The following is a 13,421-nucleotide window of genomic DNA, read 5'->3' as shown; positions in this document are numbered from 1 at the left end:
ATTCACAGTCGGCGACAAAAAGCTACGGGCCCTCGTAGGTCTCCGGGTCCGGGCGCAGCCGGGTGCCGTCATTGAGCCCGCTGATCGCATCCATGTGCTCGGCGGCCAACTCGAAATCGAACACGTCGAGGTTGCCTGCGATGTGCTCGGCGTCGGCCGACCGGAAGACGACGGCGTTGCCCAGTTGCAGGTTCCACCGCAACAGCACCTGCGCGGCGGTCTTCCCGTACTGGCCGGCGACCGAGGCCACCGTCGGGTTGTCGTTCAGCTTGCCCAGAGCCAGCGGCGTGTAGGACTGCGTGACGACGTTGTGCTGCGTGTTGGCCTTGCGCAGCTCGTCCTGGTTGAACAGCGGGTGTAGCTCGATCTGGTTGACCACCGGGGTGAAGAAGGCGAGGTCGATGACCGTCGTCAGGTACTCCTCGGTGAAGTTGGAGACACCGATCGAGCGGGCGTGGCCTTCTCCGCGCGACTGGATCATGCCGCCGAAGGAGTTCACATAGTTGCCCGCCGACGGGACGGGCCAGTGGATCAGGTAGAGATCGACGTAGTCCAGGCCGAGGCGCTCCAGGCTGGCGTTGCAGGCCTCCTGGGCCTTCATGAACCCCTGGTCGGCGCAGGCCAGCTTCGTGGTGACGAACAGTTCCGCGCGGGGAATCCCGGAGGCCGCGATCGCGCGCCCGACCCCGGCTTCGTTCCCGTAGACCGAGGCCGTGTCGATGAGCCGGCAGCCGAGTTCCAGCGCCGCCGACACCGCGCGTTCGGCCTCGTCGTCGGAGAGATCGGCGACACCCAGGCCGAGCACCGGCATGGTGTTTTCGTCATTGAGAGCTATCGAGGGTATGGCTGAGGATCCGGCCGAGCCCGACTCGCCAGTCAACGTCATTCACCTACCTGCGAAATTGAAGGTTCGTGGATTCGGACCAAGCCGGGTTCCGTCGTCGAGCGAGGAGATCGTCGCCATTTCGTTTTCGCTCAGTTCGAAATCGAACACGTCGAGGTTGCTCGCAATCCGTGCGGGGTTGACCGACTTGGGGATCACGATATTACCCAGCTGGATATGCCAGCGAATCAACACCTGGGCAGCTGTGCGCCCACACTCCGCCGCGACGGCGGTGATCATCGGATGCGTCAGGAGCGATCCCTGGCCCAGGGGCGCCCACGCCTCGGTTGCGATGCCGCGTTGGGCATGCACCTCGCGCAATTCTTTTTGGGTGAATCGTGGGTGCAGTTCGATCTGATTGACCGCCGGAACGATGCCAATGGCATCGATGAGAACCGAGAGGTGCTCGGGTTCGAAATTGCTGACTCCGATGGACCGGATACGGCCCTGGTCGTGCAGGTGGGCGAAAGCCTTGAAGGTGTCGACGAACTTGTTCAGCGCCGGCTGCGGCCAATGGATCAGATAGAGGTCGAGATAATCCAGACCGAGCCGGTCCATGCTGGCGTCGAATGCCCGCAGCGTGTTGTCGTAGCCCTGGTCCGGGTTCGCCAATTTGGTTACCACGTACAGTTGGTCGCGCGGCACGTCGGAGGCGGCAACCGCGCGTCCGGTCTCCCGCTCGTTGCGGTAGGCCGCGGCGGTGTCGATATGTCGGTAACCGGCGCGCAGGGCGGCAGCCACCGCCTGTTCGGTGTCTGCCGGCGGGATCTGGAAGACTCCGAGCCCGACGGCGGGGATCGAATTTCCGTCATTCAGCGTCACCAAGGGAGCTGCCATGACACAGAGTCTGCCAGGCGCGTGGGACCTGGACCTCGGAGCGAGACAGGCGCCGATCGGATGGACCAGCCGCCTGCAGGGCCTGGCCACCACGGCCGGTGTCAAGGTCATTCCATGGATCCCGACGGCCGCCCAGCGGGCGCTGGTCCGCGGGCGCGCGATCATGATCGACGGCAACACGCTCGATCCCACGCTGCAGCTGATGCTGACGGGCCAGCGCCTCGTCGGCATCGACGGCCTGGTCATCGACGACGACGCGGCGGCCTCCCGCGCCCAGATGCGCGAGGGCCTGCTCAGATTTTCCGGTCCGCAGATTCATGTCGAGGTGGACGACATCACGCTGCCCGGGCCGGCCGGCGAGATCGCGGCGCGGCACTACCGCCCGCCCAACGGTGCGGCGGCGCCGTTGCTGGTCTTCTATCACGGCGGTGGCTGGACGATCGGTGACTTGGACACCCATGACGCGCTGTGCCGGTTGACCAGCCGCGATGCCGGCATCCACGTGCTGTCGGTGGACTACCGGCTGGCCCCCGAGCATGTGGCGCCGGCCGCGGTGGAGGACGCCTACGCCGCCTTCACCTGGGCATACGAGCACGCCGGCGAACTCGGTGCGATTCCCGGGCGTGTCGCGGTGGGCGGCGACAGCGCCGGCGGCAACCTCGCCGCCGTCGTGTGCCAGCTGGCGCGCGATGCGGGGGAACCCGCGCCGGTGCTGCAGTGGCTGCTCTACCCCCGGACCGATTTCACCGCGCAGACCCGGTCGATGAGCCTGTTCGCCCGCGGCTTCCTGCTGACCAAACGGGACATGGACTGGTTCGACTCGCAATACCTGCGGCGTTCGGCGCTCGACCGGACCGATCCGCGGCTTTCCCCACTACTGGCCGAGTCGCTGTCGGGGCTGGCGCCGGCCCTGATCGCGGTCGCGGGTTTCGACCCGCTGCGCGACGAGGGCGAGAGCTACGCGACCGCGCTGCGGGCCGCCGGCACGCCGGTGGACCTGCGGCCCATGGGTTCGCTGACCCACGGCTTCGCCAGCCTGTTCCCGCTCGGCGGCGGCAGTGCCGCGGCCACCAGCGAACTGATCTCGGCCCTGCGCGCTCATCTGAGCCGGGCCTGACCGTCGCCCGCCGGTAATGTAGAGGCGCGCCGCCCGACCCACGCACAAGCCCGCACCGAAGGATCACCGAACCAGTGGCCGACAAACCCAACCGTCCCCCTCGATACGACCTGAAGTCCGGCACCGGCAAATCCGGCAGACTCTTCCAGATCGGCGGCACCGCCTTCGTCGTCATCCTGCTGGTCGCGATCGTCTCCTACATCGTGATGACCCACCACGACAAGAAGGCCGCGGCCAGCGGCGAGGGCGACACGGTGCGGGTGACGTCGAGCAAGCTGGTGACCCAGCCGGGGACGTCCAACCCCAAGGCCGTGGTCACCTTCTACGAGGACTTCCTGTGCCCGGCGTGCGGCAACTTCGAACGCACCTATGGGCCAACGGTCTCCAGGCTCATCGACACCGGCGCGATCGCGGCCGATTACTCGATGGTTGCCATCCTCGACAACTCGAGGAACCAGAACTATTCGTCGCGGGCGGGCGCGGCGGCGTTGTGCGTCGCCGATGAGTCCATGGACGCGTTTCGCCGTTTCCATACCGCGCTGTACACCACCCGAGTCCAACCCGACGAACGCGGCAGCAGCTTTCCCGACAACGCGAAACTGATCGAACTCGCCCGCGAAGCCGGCGTCGTCGGCAAGGTCCCGGACTGCATCAACAGCGGTAAGTACCTCTCCAAGGTCACCGGGGAAGCGGCGGCCGCAAACATCACCGCGACCCCGACAATCAAGATCAACGGCGAGAACTACGAACCATCGACGCCTGATGCACTCGTCGCCAAGATCAAGTCCATCGTGGGCGACGTGCCGGGGCTCGACAACGCCGTCGCCCCCGCGGCGTAGCGACGGTTGCGGTGTCAGCAGAAGCCGCCGCGCCACCGGACGACCTGACGCCGGAATCGCCGCCCGTAGCGCCCGTACCCGCGCTCAGCGCATGGTGGGTGCTGATCGCCGGCGCGATCGGCTTGTTCGCGTCGCTGACGCTGACGGTCGAGAAGGTCAAAATCCTGCTCAACCCGTCCTACGTGCCGTCGTGCAACTTCAACCCGATCGTCTCGTGCGGCTCGGTGATGGTCACACCGCAGGCATCCCTGCTGGGCTTCCCCAACCCGCTGCTGGGCATAGTGGGATTCACCGTCGTAGTGGTCACCGGTGTGCTCGCTGTGGCGAAAATACCTCTGCCCCAATGGTATTGGGTCGGGCTGGGGGTGGGAACCCTGGCCGGTGTGGTGTTCGTGCACTGGCTGATCTTCCAGAGCTTGTACCGAATCGGGGCGTTGTGCCCGTACTGCATGGTGGTCTGGGTGGTCACCGTCTCGCTGCTCGTGGTGGTCTTCTCCGTCGTGCTGCGTCCCGTGCTGGCGAACACGGACCGCGCGTTGTTGCGGGTGCTGTTCGAGTGGCGATGGTCGATCGCCGCGCTCTGGTTCACCGCCGTGTTCCTGCTGATCTTGGCGCGGTTCTGGGACTATTGGTCCACGCTTTTGTGAGCCGCGGCGCGTGACACGGATCATCGGCGGCATCGCCGGTGGGCGGCGTATTGCGGTCCCGCCGAAGGGAACCCGGCCGACCACCGATCGGGTCCGGGAGTCGCTGTTCAACATCGTCACCGCCCGGCGCGATCTGAGCGGACTGGCGGTCCTGGACCTCTACGCCGGTTCGGGGGCACTGGGGCTCGAGGCTCTGTCCCGCGGTGCGGTGTCCGCGCTTTTCGTGGAGTCCGACCAACGTAGCGCCGCCGTCATCGCGCGCAACATCGACGCGCTGGGCCTTACCGGGGCGACGCTGCGCCGCGGCCCGGTGGCGACGGTATTGGCGGCCGGCGGGCCGTCTCCGGTGGACCTGGTGCTCGCGGACCCGCCCTACGACATCGACGCCGCCGAAATCGAGGCGGCCCTGGCCGCGCTGACCGCGCACGGCTGGGTGCGCGACGGAACCGTCGCGGTGGTCGAGCGTCCCGCGGGCGCCCCAACGCTGAACTGGCCGGCCGGCTGGTCGTCGTGGCCGTCGCGCGTTTATGGCGACACCCGGTTGGAGCTGGCCGAACGGGTGTGAGACAGCGTGTAGCGTCAGTGGTCATGCGCGCCGCTCGTCCCCATCGCTTCGTTCTGCATCGTCGCTGGCGCGGAGCATGAGCGGCGCGGTATGCCCGGGGTCGTTTGACCCGGTGACGTTGGGCCACATCGACGTTTTCGAGCGCGCCTCCGCCCAGTTCGACGAAGTCGTCGTGGCGATCCTGACCAACCCCGCCAAGAAGGGCATGTTCGACATCGATGAGCGGATCGCGATGATCGAAGAATCCACCACCCACCTGCCGAACCTGCGGGTGGAGGTCGGGCAGGGTCTCGTCGTCGACTTCGTCAGGTCGCGGGGGATGACGGCCATCGTGAAGGGCCTGCGCACCGGCACCGACTTCGAGTACGAGCTGCAGATGGCGCAGATGAACAAGCACATCGCCGGCGTCGACACTTTCTTCGTCGCGACCGCCCCGCGGTATTCGTTCGTGTCGTCATCGCTGGCCAAAGAGGTCGCGACGCTGGGCGGTGACGTGACGGAGCTGCTACCCGAACCGGTGAATCGCCGACTGCGCGAACAGTTGTCCGATCGCACGGACTGACGGGTCCGCTCCCGCATACGGGTCGTCGACGTACTCCGCGATCATCGGAACCGAAAAATGCTGCCGTACAAAAGGTTTGGAACTCCCAAAGCAAATTTTTGACCTTGCGGTGTCGCCAACGAGTTTTCAAACGATGCACCTTCGCGCGAGCAAATGAGAGCAATCTGTAACAAACTCGTTGGCTTTTGGAACACGACGGCAACAATTTTGGGGGACCGTGAGTGCCAACGACACTGCGGCCATTAAGGGGTCAGGGTGAAGAGGACACTAATGGGCGTGTCGGGTGCAACAGCCATAGCGCTGGCACCGCTCTGCATTCCACCAGCACAAGCACACGCCGATCCGTGCGTCACCATCATCACTGCCACTGGCGACCAGGCCTGCGTCGACGGATTCCAGCGCGATAACCCCAGGCATAGATACCGCCTGGGCGATTGCGAGGGCGCGAGCCCCTACGACGGACAGATGGGCCAAGTTTGCGGGTAACTTCTGAGTCGGCCGCCGGGTGACACGCAGCCAGCGGTGAAGGAAGCCTCCACGGCCATGAAGGACCAACTTCCCCGGAGACGGGATTCCCGCCTCCTGCAAGAACGCTAGTGGTGACTGTGGCCACTCTGATCCGGCTGTGCCTCGGGCGAACCGCCCATCATGCGCAGCATCGGAAGTCCCCCTGAGGTGACGAACCGCAGGACCAGGACGGCCGTGAGGCCGAGGAAGGCGATGTTGAGCCACGTGGTGTAGTTCCACGAGATCGACGCTTCCATGACCGTGGCGTTTCGGGAGTGGGGGATGAGATCGGCTGTGCCGAAGATCAATTCGACGAGGTACCCGGCGGCGACCATCGCGACGTAGAAGGTGCCGAGCAGCGCCAGCGCCATTTTGACACCATAGTACTTCCGGTAGATATTCAAGATCGGCAGGATGATCAGGTCGGCGAAGATGAACGCGATGACACCGCCGAAGCTGATGCCGCCGTTCCAAAGCACCGCGGCCAGCGGCACATTGCCGATTGAACAGACGAAGGACACGATCGCCACGATGGGCCCCACGAGCGGTCCCCACAGCGCCGCCCAGCCCGGATGGCTGGCCAAAAAGAAGCTCTGCCAAAAGCTTTCGGGAACCCACGCCGCGAGGGCACCCGCAATCAACAGGCCCAGCACGAGATCGCGCAGGATCGCCAGCCACTCCATCACGAACACATGCGAAACCGAGGTGAAGCCCTGCGCGGAGAGCAGCCGCCGCCAGAAGGAGCCGTCACCTTGGATGGACATGTCCATGGCGGCGTGGCCTTCCATCGATCCGGCGATTCCCCGCTCGGCCTGCTCGCGCGCGGCGTCGATCAGGCGCGAGCGCACGAAAAGCCGGAACAGCACGGCCAGTACGACGATCATCAGTGGGCCGCCGACGAACTCCGCGGCGGTGAACTGCCAGCCCACCAGCAGGGCGAGGATGATGCCCAACTCGACGACGAGGTTGGTGGAACCGATTTCGAACGCCATGGCCGCGGTGAAGTTCGCGCCTTTGCGGAACAGCGATCGGGCCAGGGCCACGGCGGCGTAGGAGCACGACGACGACGCGGCTCCCAGCCCCGCGGCCACCGCCAGCGTTCGAGGCCGATCGTCGCCCATCAGGCTCACGATCGTTGAGCGGCGCACCACGGCCTGGACCACCGCCGACAACGCGAAGCCCAGGATCAGTGCCCAGGTGATCTCCCACGTCATCGACCCCGCCAGCGCCAACGCATGCCCGATTGCCGGTAGCACTTTGCCTGTCACTGGTCCTCCGCTCCGGTTCGTCCTGCGGCGATACGGTGGCGATAATACCCTATAGGGGTATATCCCGCGCGCTGTCGGCCGGCGAAGTTAGAGTCGGGCACGTGTTGCAAACGGTCGCGATCCGCGGGTACCGCTCGCTGCGGGAAGTAATCCTGCCGCTGGGCCGGCTGTCGATCATCACGGGCGAAAACGGCGTCGGAAAGTCATCGTTGTATCGCGCGCTGCGATTGCTGGCCGATTGCGGTCGCGGCGAGGTGATCGGGTCGCTGGCCCGCGAGGGCGGCCTGGAATCCGTCCTATGGGCCGGGCCCGAGCAACTCGGCGCCGCGCGCCGGACGGGAAAGGCGCAAGGAACCGCGCGCAACAACCGGCCCGTGTCACTCGAACTCGGCTTCGCCGCAGACGATTTCGGCTATCTGGTGGATCTGGGGCTACCGCAGTCGACCGGGCGGGCCCGTTCGGCGTTCGCACGCGATCCGGAGATCAAGCGAGAGGCGTTGTTCGTCGGCCCGGTACTGCGGGCGGCGAGCACCCTGGTGCGCAGGACACGCACTTTCGCCGAAGTCAGCGCGCAATCGGGCAGTGGCTTCGACGAGCTGTGCCGAACGTTGCCGTCGTATCGCAGCGTGCTGGCGGAATATGCCAACCCGCAAGCGCTTCCCGAACTCGCCGCCGTGCGTGAGCGGCTGCGCGGCTGGCGCTTCTACGACGGCTTCCGGGTTGACGCCGGGGCGCCGGCGCGGCGCCCGCAGGTGGGCACCCGCACCCCGGTGCTCTCCGACGACGGCCATGATCTGGCCGCCGCCATTCAGACGATCATCGAGGCCGAAATCGACGAGTTGAGCCGCATCGTCGCCGACACCTTCGACGGCGCGTCGGTCTCGGTCGTCGTCAACGACGGGCTGTTCGACCTCCAGCTGGGCCAGCGCGGCATGCTGCGCCCGCTGCGGGCGGCCGAGTTGTCCGACGGCACCCTGAGGTTTCTCCTGTGGGCCGCCGCCCTGCTAAGCCCGCAGGCGCCGTCGCTGATGGTGCTCAACGAGCCCGAAACCTCGTTGCACCCGAGCCTGGTTGGTCCGCTGGCGTCGCTGATCCGCGCGGCGGCGTCGCAGACCCAGGTGGTAGTCGTCACCCATTCGCGTTCGCTGCTGGGTTTCCTGGAGGATGCGGCGGTCGGCATCGAGCTGTACAAGGACTTCGGCGAGACCCGCATCACCGGCCAGAGCCTGCTGACAACCCCGCGCTGGGATTGGGGCAAACGCTAGGTATGCCGAGCGCCGCAGCGCGACGGCGAAAAGGTCGGGGGTTGGCACAGGCTCATATACTGACCGCAAAATAACCGGACTTTGCCAACTCCGGCACTGCCGCAAATATGGACGGTAACGATCTGGTCAACGCCAGTGTGCTGGGGTTTTCCCGTTTGTTCCCCGAGCAAATGCCCGACACACCGGCCTCGCCACCGCCGTCACAGAGGTAACACCAGGCACACTGGTAACAACAGGAGCTTTTGCAAGACGCCAGGAGGGCATGGCCGTGTATCGAGTGTTTGAAGCGCTGGACGAATTGGGCGCCATCGTCGAAGAAGCCCGCGGCGTGCCGATGACGGCCGGCTGCGTGGTGCCCCGCGGTGATGTCCTCGAACTGATCGACGACATCAAAGACGCAATCCCTGGCGAGCTGGACGACGCCCAAGACGTGCTCGACGCGCGTGATTCGATGCTGCACGACGCCAAGACGCACGCCGAGTCCATGGTGTCCTCGGCGACCACCGAGTCGGAGTCGATGCTCAACCACGCCCGCGCCGAGGCCGATCGCATCCTTTCGGACGCAAAGGCCCAGGCGGACCGCATGGTGAGCGAGGCGCGCCAGCACAGCGAGCGGATGCTCGGGGAGGCCCGTGAGGAGTCGATTCGCATCGCCACCGCGGCGAAGCGCGAGTACGAAGCCAGCGTCGGCCGCGCCCAGGCCGAAGCCGACCGGCTGATCGAAAACGGCAACATCTCCTACGAGAAAGCCGTGCAAGAGGGCATCAAGGAACAGCAGCGCCTGGTGTCGCAGAACGAGGTGGTGCAGGCGGCCAACGCGGAATCCACCCGCCTCATCGACACGGCGCACGCCGAGGCCGATCGCTTGCGCGGCGAGTGCGATATCTACGTCGACAACAAGCTCGCCGAGTTCGAGGAGTTCCTCAACGGCACGCTGCGCTCCGTGGGTCGTGGCCGTCACCAGCTGCGCACGGCGGCCGGCACGCACGACTACGCGACGCGCTAGCCCCCCGGCGGCCGTTGACCGCTTCGTTGCGCCCTCGCGCCGGCCAGCGCGCGCCGTAGGATTTCCCCTATGGCGCGGCAGCACAGCACCACGGCGCGGCGACACCCGACCTCGCCGATGGCGATCGATATCACCCGGCTCGGGCGACGCCCGGGCGCCATGGTCACCCTGCGCGACACCGCGCCCAGCCCGTCGCGCATCGGGCGGGACATGATCGCGATCGAGCCCGGCGCACCGGTGGAACTGGACCTGCGGGTCGAGTCGGTGTCCGAAGGCGTCCTCGTCACCGGGACGGTGGCCGGGCCGACCGTCGGCGAGTGTGTCCGCTGCCTGACCGAGGTCACCGGTCGTGTGCAGGTCGCGTTGACCGAACTCTTCGCGTATCCGGACAGCACGACCGAGGCGACCACCGAGGAAGACGAGGTCGGCCACATCGTCGGGGACACGATCGACCTCGAGCAGCCCATCGTCGACGCCGTCGGACTGGAGCTTCCGTTCGCCCCGCTGTGCAGGCCGGATTGCCCGGGATTGTGCCCCGAATGCGGTATTTCCCTCGCCGCGGAGCCGGGCCATCGCCATGACCGCATCGACCCGCGATGGGCGAAGCTGACTCAGATGTTGGAACCCGAAGCGTCCCAGCGGGATTCGCGGGGTGAGCAGTGAGCTCGCGGCAGGTCCTGCTCGACGCGCTCGGAGTCGAGCTGCCCGACGAGCTGCTCTCGTTGGCGTTGACACACCGCAGCTATGCCTACGAGCACGGTGGGCTGCCGACCAACGAGCGGCTGGAGTTTCTCGGCGACGCCGTCCTGGGCCTGACCGTCACCGACGAGCTCTACCACCGCCATCCCGACCGTTCGGAGGGAGATCTGGCCAAGCTGCGGGCCAGCGTGGTCAACACCCAGGCGCTGGCCGACGTGGCGCGCAACCTGGCCGAAGGCGGCCTCGGCGTTCATCTGCTGCTGGGCCGCGGCGAGGCCAACACGGGCGGAGCCGACAAGTCGAGCATCCTTGCCGACGGCATGGAGTCGCTGCTGGGTGCGATTTACCTGCAGCACGGCATCGACACGGTGCGCGCGGTGATCCTGCGGCTCTTCGGCCCGCTGCTGGACGCCGCGCCCACGCTCGGCGCCGGGCTGGACTGGAAGACCAGCCTGCAGGAGCTGACCGCGGCGCGGGGCATGGGCGCGCCGTCCTACGTCGTCACATCAACGGGACCGGACCACGACAAGGAATTCACCGCGGTCGTCGTCGTGATGGAAACCGAATACGGGTCCGGGGTGGGCCGCTCCAAGAAGGAAGCCGAGCAAAAGGCCGCCGCAGCAACCTGGAAAGCGCTGGAAGTGCTGGACACCGCCGGGAAATCCTCCGCCTGAATGCCCGAGCTGCCCGAAGTCGAGGTGGTGCGCCGCGGCTTGCAGGCCCACGTGGTGGGCAAGACGATCACCGCCGTTCGGGTCCACCATCCCCGCGCGGTGCGCCGGCACGAGGCCGGGCCCGCCGACCTCACCGCCCGCCTGCTCGACGTGGGGATCACCGGAACGGATCGTCGCGGTAAATACCTGTGGCTGACGCTGGAATCCGGTGAGGCACTGGTCGTTCACCTCGGCATGAGCGGGCAGATGCTATTGGGGACCGTCCCGCGCGCCGATCATGTGCGCATCTCTGCGCTGCTCGACGACGGGACCGTGCTGAGCTTCGCAGACCAGCGGACGTTCGGCGGGTGGATGCTCGCCGACCTCGTGGACGTGGACGGCAGTGTGGTGCCGCAGCCCGTCGCGCACCTGGCGCGTGACCCGCTCGATTCCCGGTTCGATGCCGGGGCTGTCGTAAAAGTGTTGCGGCACAAGCGCTCCGAGATCAAGCGCCAGCTGCTGGATCAGCAGGTGGTGTCGGGGATCGGCAATATATACGCCGACGAAGCGCTCTGGCGGGCCAAGGTGCACGGTTCGCGAATCGCCGCGACGCTGACCCGCAAACAGCTTGGCGCGGTGCTGGATTCGGCCGCGGAGGTGATGCGCGAAGCCCTGGCGCAGGGCGGGACGTCGTTCGATTCGTTGTATGTCAACGTCAACGGCGAGTCGGGGTACTTCGACCGCTCCCTGGACGCCTATGGCCGTGCAGGTGAAAGCTGCCGGCGCTGCGGCGCGGTCATGCGCCGGGAGAGGTTCATGAACCGGTCGTCGTACTACTGCCCGAACTGCCAGCCGAGGCCGCGGCGTTGAGTGCGCGTCGACGGCCTTGAGTGTGCGCCTACGGCGGCGACACGCCGAGCGAAGCCGCCCAGGACGCACACTCAATCGAAGATGTCGCGCCGCACGATTCCCGTCGGCCCCGAGGACAAGGCCGGGTCGACGAACCACTCGCACGGGAATATCAGGCCGAACAACTGGGGTGGCAAGCGAAGCAATATCCCGAACGTACGGGCGGACAATCCGGAGCTGCCGATCTGCGATCGATGGGCGGCTAACGCGTTGCGCTTCTGACGCGCGAATCGGAACACGTTTATCCGGTGGGTGATCCTGGCGCGCGGGGTGTACGCGGTCGGGATGGTTTCCCGGTCGTATGGCGCGGGTAGCCGCAGCACATGAGCCAAATCGCTGATTTGGCGCAATGATTCGCGCGGCATGGTCGCCTCGAGCACCCGCGGGGTCGTGGCAAGCTCGGCGGCCCGTTTGCCGACGCGGTGTACCTGCACGTGATCACGATGCCCATAACCGCCGTTGCGCTCGTAGCTGAGCAGCAGGTCCGCGTCTTCGTCGCGAAGTATGTCGGACAGCCGTTGGGCTGCCTCATCGACATTCGCGCGCCCGAACCTGACCCGGCCGGGCGGATCCGGATAGAAATCCGGGCCGTAGCCGCTGTCGGCATAGTGCAGGCACTCGACCCGATGCACTCCGAGAATGTCTGCACTCGAACGTAATTCGTCCAGCCGGACGTCATCGTCCGCGTCATGCACGCGCCCATCGGTCGCCGTGACCACAACGACGCGGTGCCCGGCGGCGGCCGCCCGCGCGAGCGTGCCGCCGGTGAGAACGACCTCGTCGTCCGGATGGGCATGGAACGCGACGACGGTGGCCATGGAACGCAGTATGCCGGGCGTGCCTTTGAGTGTGCGTCGACGGCCTTGAGCGTGAGCCCACGGCGGCGACACGCCGAGCGGCGCCGCCCAGGACGCACACTCAACGGCTGATACCGGCCCGCCGCGTCGCCCGGTAGAAAGAAGACATGACGGAACTGTGGGTCGAACGAACCGGATCGCGCCGCTACACCGGGCGCAGCTCACGGGGCGCGCAGGTGCTCGTCGGCTCCGAGGACGGCGAGGGCGTATTCACCCCCGGCGAACTGCTCAAGATCGCGCTCGCCGCGTGCAGCGGGATGGCGAGCGACGAGCCGCTGGCCCGCCGGCTCGGAGACGACTACAACGCGGTGGTCAAGGTGTCCGGGCCCGCCGACCGGGAACAAGAGCGTTATCCGCTGCTCGAGGAGACCCTCGAGCTCGACCTGTCGGGACTGTCCGAGGAGGAAAAGGAACGCCTGCTCGTGGTGGTCAACCGGGCCATCGACCTGGTCTGCACGGTCGGGCGCACGCTGAAATCCGGCACAGAAGTCAAGTTCGAGGTCGCCAGTGTCGAATCCAACGTCGGATCCTGAAGTCCGGCTCACCGCCTGGGTGCACGGGAGGGTCCAGGGCGTCGGTTTCCGCTGGTGGACCCGCTGCCGCGCGCTGGAGCTGGGCCTCACCGGCTATGCGGCCAACCAGCCCGACGGCCGCGTGCGGGTGGTCGCCCAGGGCCCGCGCGAGGCGGGCGAGAAACTACTGCAGCTGCTCGACGGCGGCGGCACGCCCGGACACGTCGACAAGGTCGTCGCCGATTGGTCGGCGCCGACCGAGCAGTTCGACGGTTTCGTCGAGCGCTGACCGAGT

The 13,421-nt window shown here is 66.7% G+C and carries 16 protein-coding genes; 12 read left to right on the top strand and 4 right to left on the bottom strand.

Annotated elements, in window-relative coordinates; translation table 11 throughout:
* Positions 1-22 precede the first annotated feature (22 nt).
* Both A5744_RS17680 and A5744_RS17675 read right to left on the bottom strand, forming a co-directional pair.
* Positions 23-880: an aldo/keto reductase gene (locus A5744_RS17680; protein WP_170874522.1), complete on the bottom strand. Its 858-nt coding sequence runs from the start codon at positions 878-880 to the stop codon at positions 23-25.
* Positions 881-886: 6 nt separating this feature from the next.
* A complete protein-coding gene (locus A5744_RS17675; RefSeq protein ID WP_076063203.1) occupies positions 887-1,720 on the bottom strand; it encodes an aldo/keto reductase in 834 nt (277 codons plus the stop codon).
* Here A5744_RS17675 and A5744_RS17670 point away from each other — a divergent pair.
* The 5 genes from A5744_RS17670 (at position 1,719) to coaD (ending at position 5,450) form a co-directional block, all read left to right on the top strand.
* Positions 1,719-2,837, top strand: coding sequence for an alpha/beta hydrolase (locus tag A5744_RS17670; RefSeq protein ID WP_076063202.1), 1,119 nt, complete (start codon positions 1,719-1,721; stop codon positions 2,835-2,837). The genes A5744_RS17675 and A5744_RS17670 overlap by 2 nt on opposite strands.
* A gap of 74 nt (positions 2,838-2,911) precedes the next feature.
* Positions 2,912-3,676, top strand: a complete 765-nt coding sequence (locus tag A5744_RS17665; protein WP_076063200.1) for a DsbA family protein — start codon at positions 2,912-2,914, stop codon at positions 3,674-3,676.
* A 44-nt stretch (positions 3,677-3,720) separates the two neighbouring features.
* The gene (locus A5744_RS17660) at positions 3,721-4,323 is read left to right on the top strand and encodes a vitamin K epoxide reductase family protein (RefSeq protein WP_139331404.1); all 603 of its coding nucleotides are present in this window, start codon (positions 3,721-3,723) and stop codon (positions 4,321-4,323) included.
* Positions 4,324-4,333: 10 nt separating this feature from the next.
* A complete protein-coding gene (gene rsmD / locus A5744_RS17655; RefSeq protein ID WP_076063196.1) occupies positions 4,334-4,888 on the top strand; it encodes a 16S rRNA (guanine(966)-N(2))-methyltransferase RsmD in 555 nt (184 codons plus the stop codon).
* A gap of 76 nt (positions 4,889-4,964) precedes the next feature.
* Positions 4,965-5,450, top strand: a complete 486-nt coding sequence (gene coaD, locus A5744_RS17650; protein ID WP_076063194.1) for a pantetheine-phosphate adenylyltransferase — start codon at positions 4,965-4,967, stop codon at positions 5,448-5,450.
* 593 nt (positions 5,451-6,043) lie between these two features.
* Here coaD and A5744_RS17645 read toward each other — a convergent pair.
* Positions 6,044-7,225, bottom strand: coding sequence for a permease (locus tag A5744_RS17645; RefSeq protein WP_076063192.1), 1,182 nt, complete (start codon positions 7,223-7,225; stop codon positions 6,044-6,046).
* Between the two features lie 101 nt (positions 7,226-7,326).
* Here A5744_RS17645 and A5744_RS17640 point away from each other — a divergent pair, with 101 nt between their 5' ends.
* From A5744_RS17640 to mutM, 5 genes are all read left to right on the top strand, one after another.
* Positions 7,327-8,490, top strand: coding sequence for an AAA family ATPase (locus tag A5744_RS17640; protein ID WP_076063191.1), 1,164 nt, complete (start codon positions 7,327-7,329; stop codon positions 8,488-8,490).
* A 268-nt stretch (positions 8,491-8,758) separates the two neighbouring features.
* Positions 8,759-9,496 carry a cell division protein SepIVA gene (gene sepIVA, locus A5744_RS17635; protein ID WP_076063359.1) on the top strand — a complete coding sequence of 246 codons (738 nt, stop codon included), beginning with the start codon at positions 8,759-8,761 and terminating at the stop codon, positions 9,494-9,496.
* A 69-nt stretch (positions 9,497-9,565) separates the two neighbouring features.
* Positions 9,566-10,159 (top strand): DUF177 domain-containing protein, encoded by a 594-nt coding sequence (locus tag A5744_RS17630; protein ID WP_139331400.1) that lies wholly within the window; start codon positions 9,566-9,568, stop codon positions 10,157-10,159.
* Positions 10,156-10,869 carry a ribonuclease III gene (rnc, locus tag A5744_RS17625; protein WP_076063189.1) on the top strand — a complete coding sequence of 238 codons (714 nt, stop codon included), beginning with the start codon at positions 10,156-10,158 and terminating at the stop codon, positions 10,867-10,869. The genes A5744_RS17630 and rnc overlap by 4 nt, the downstream gene beginning before the upstream one ends.
* Positions 10,870-11,718: a DNA-formamidopyrimidine glycosylase gene (mutM, locus tag A5744_RS17620; RefSeq protein WP_076063187.1), complete on the top strand. Its 849-nt coding sequence runs from the start codon at positions 10,870-10,872 to the stop codon at positions 11,716-11,718.
* 71 nt (positions 11,719-11,789) lie between these two features.
* On the opposite strand, the gene A5744_RS17615 is transcribed toward mutM, so the two are convergent.
* A complete protein-coding gene (locus A5744_RS17615; RefSeq protein ID WP_076063186.1) occupies positions 11,790-12,575 on the bottom strand; it encodes a PIG-L family deacetylase in 786 nt (261 codons plus the stop codon).
* Between the two features lie 146 nt (positions 12,576-12,721).
* On the opposite strand from A5744_RS17615, the gene A5744_RS17610 reads away from it, so the two are divergent.
* Together A5744_RS17610 and A5744_RS17605 are read left to right on the top strand one after the other, a co-directional pair.
* A complete protein-coding gene (locus A5744_RS17610; RefSeq protein WP_076063183.1) occupies positions 12,722-13,147 on the top strand; it encodes an OsmC family protein in 426 nt (141 codons plus the stop codon).
* The gene (locus A5744_RS17605; protein ID WP_076063182.1) at positions 13,122-13,415 is read left to right on the top strand and encodes an acylphosphatase; all 294 of its coding nucleotides are present in this window, start codon (positions 13,122-13,124) and stop codon (positions 13,413-13,415) included. The genes A5744_RS17610 and A5744_RS17605 overlap by 26 nt, the downstream gene beginning before the upstream one ends.
* Positions 13,416-13,421 lie beyond the last annotated feature (6 nt).

The organism is Mycobacterium sp. IS-1264 (assembly GCF_001954195.1).
Taxonomy (GTDB): Bacteria; Actinomycetota; Actinomycetes; order Mycobacteriales; family Mycobacteriaceae; genus Mycobacterium.
Note: the sequence above shows the minus strand (reverse complement) of the source record. Positions and strands in the feature narration are given on the sequence as shown.

Excerpts from the sequence above, each read along its gene's own strand:
- A5744_RS17670 (WP_076063202.1), top strand. The coding sequence starts at position 1,719 with ATGACACAGAGTCTGCCAGGCGCGTGGGACCTGGACCTCGGAGCGAGA.
- A5744_RS17675 (WP_076063203.1), bottom strand. The coding sequence starts at position 1,720 with ATGGCAGCTCCCTTGGTGACGCTGAATGACGGAAATTCGATCCCCGCC.
- coaD (WP_076063194.1), top strand. The coding sequence starts at position 4,965 with ATGAGCGGCGCGGTATGCCCGGGGTCGTTTGACCCGGTGACGTTGGGC.
- A5744_RS17630 (WP_139331400.1), top strand. The coding sequence starts at position 9,566 with ATGGCGCGGCAGCACAGCACCACGGCGCGGCGACACCCGACCTCGCCG.
- mutM (WP_076063187.1), top strand. The coding sequence starts at position 10,870 with ATGCCCGAGCTGCCCGAAGTCGAGGTGGTGCGCCGCGGCTTGCAGGCC.
- A5744_RS17615 (WP_076063186.1), bottom strand. The coding sequence starts at position 12,575 with ATGGCCACCGTCGTCGCGTTCCATGCCCATCCGGACGACGAGGTCGTT.
- A5744_RS17610 (WP_076063183.1), top strand. The coding sequence starts at position 12,722 with ATGACGGAACTGTGGGTCGAACGAACCGGATCGCGCCGCTACACCGGG.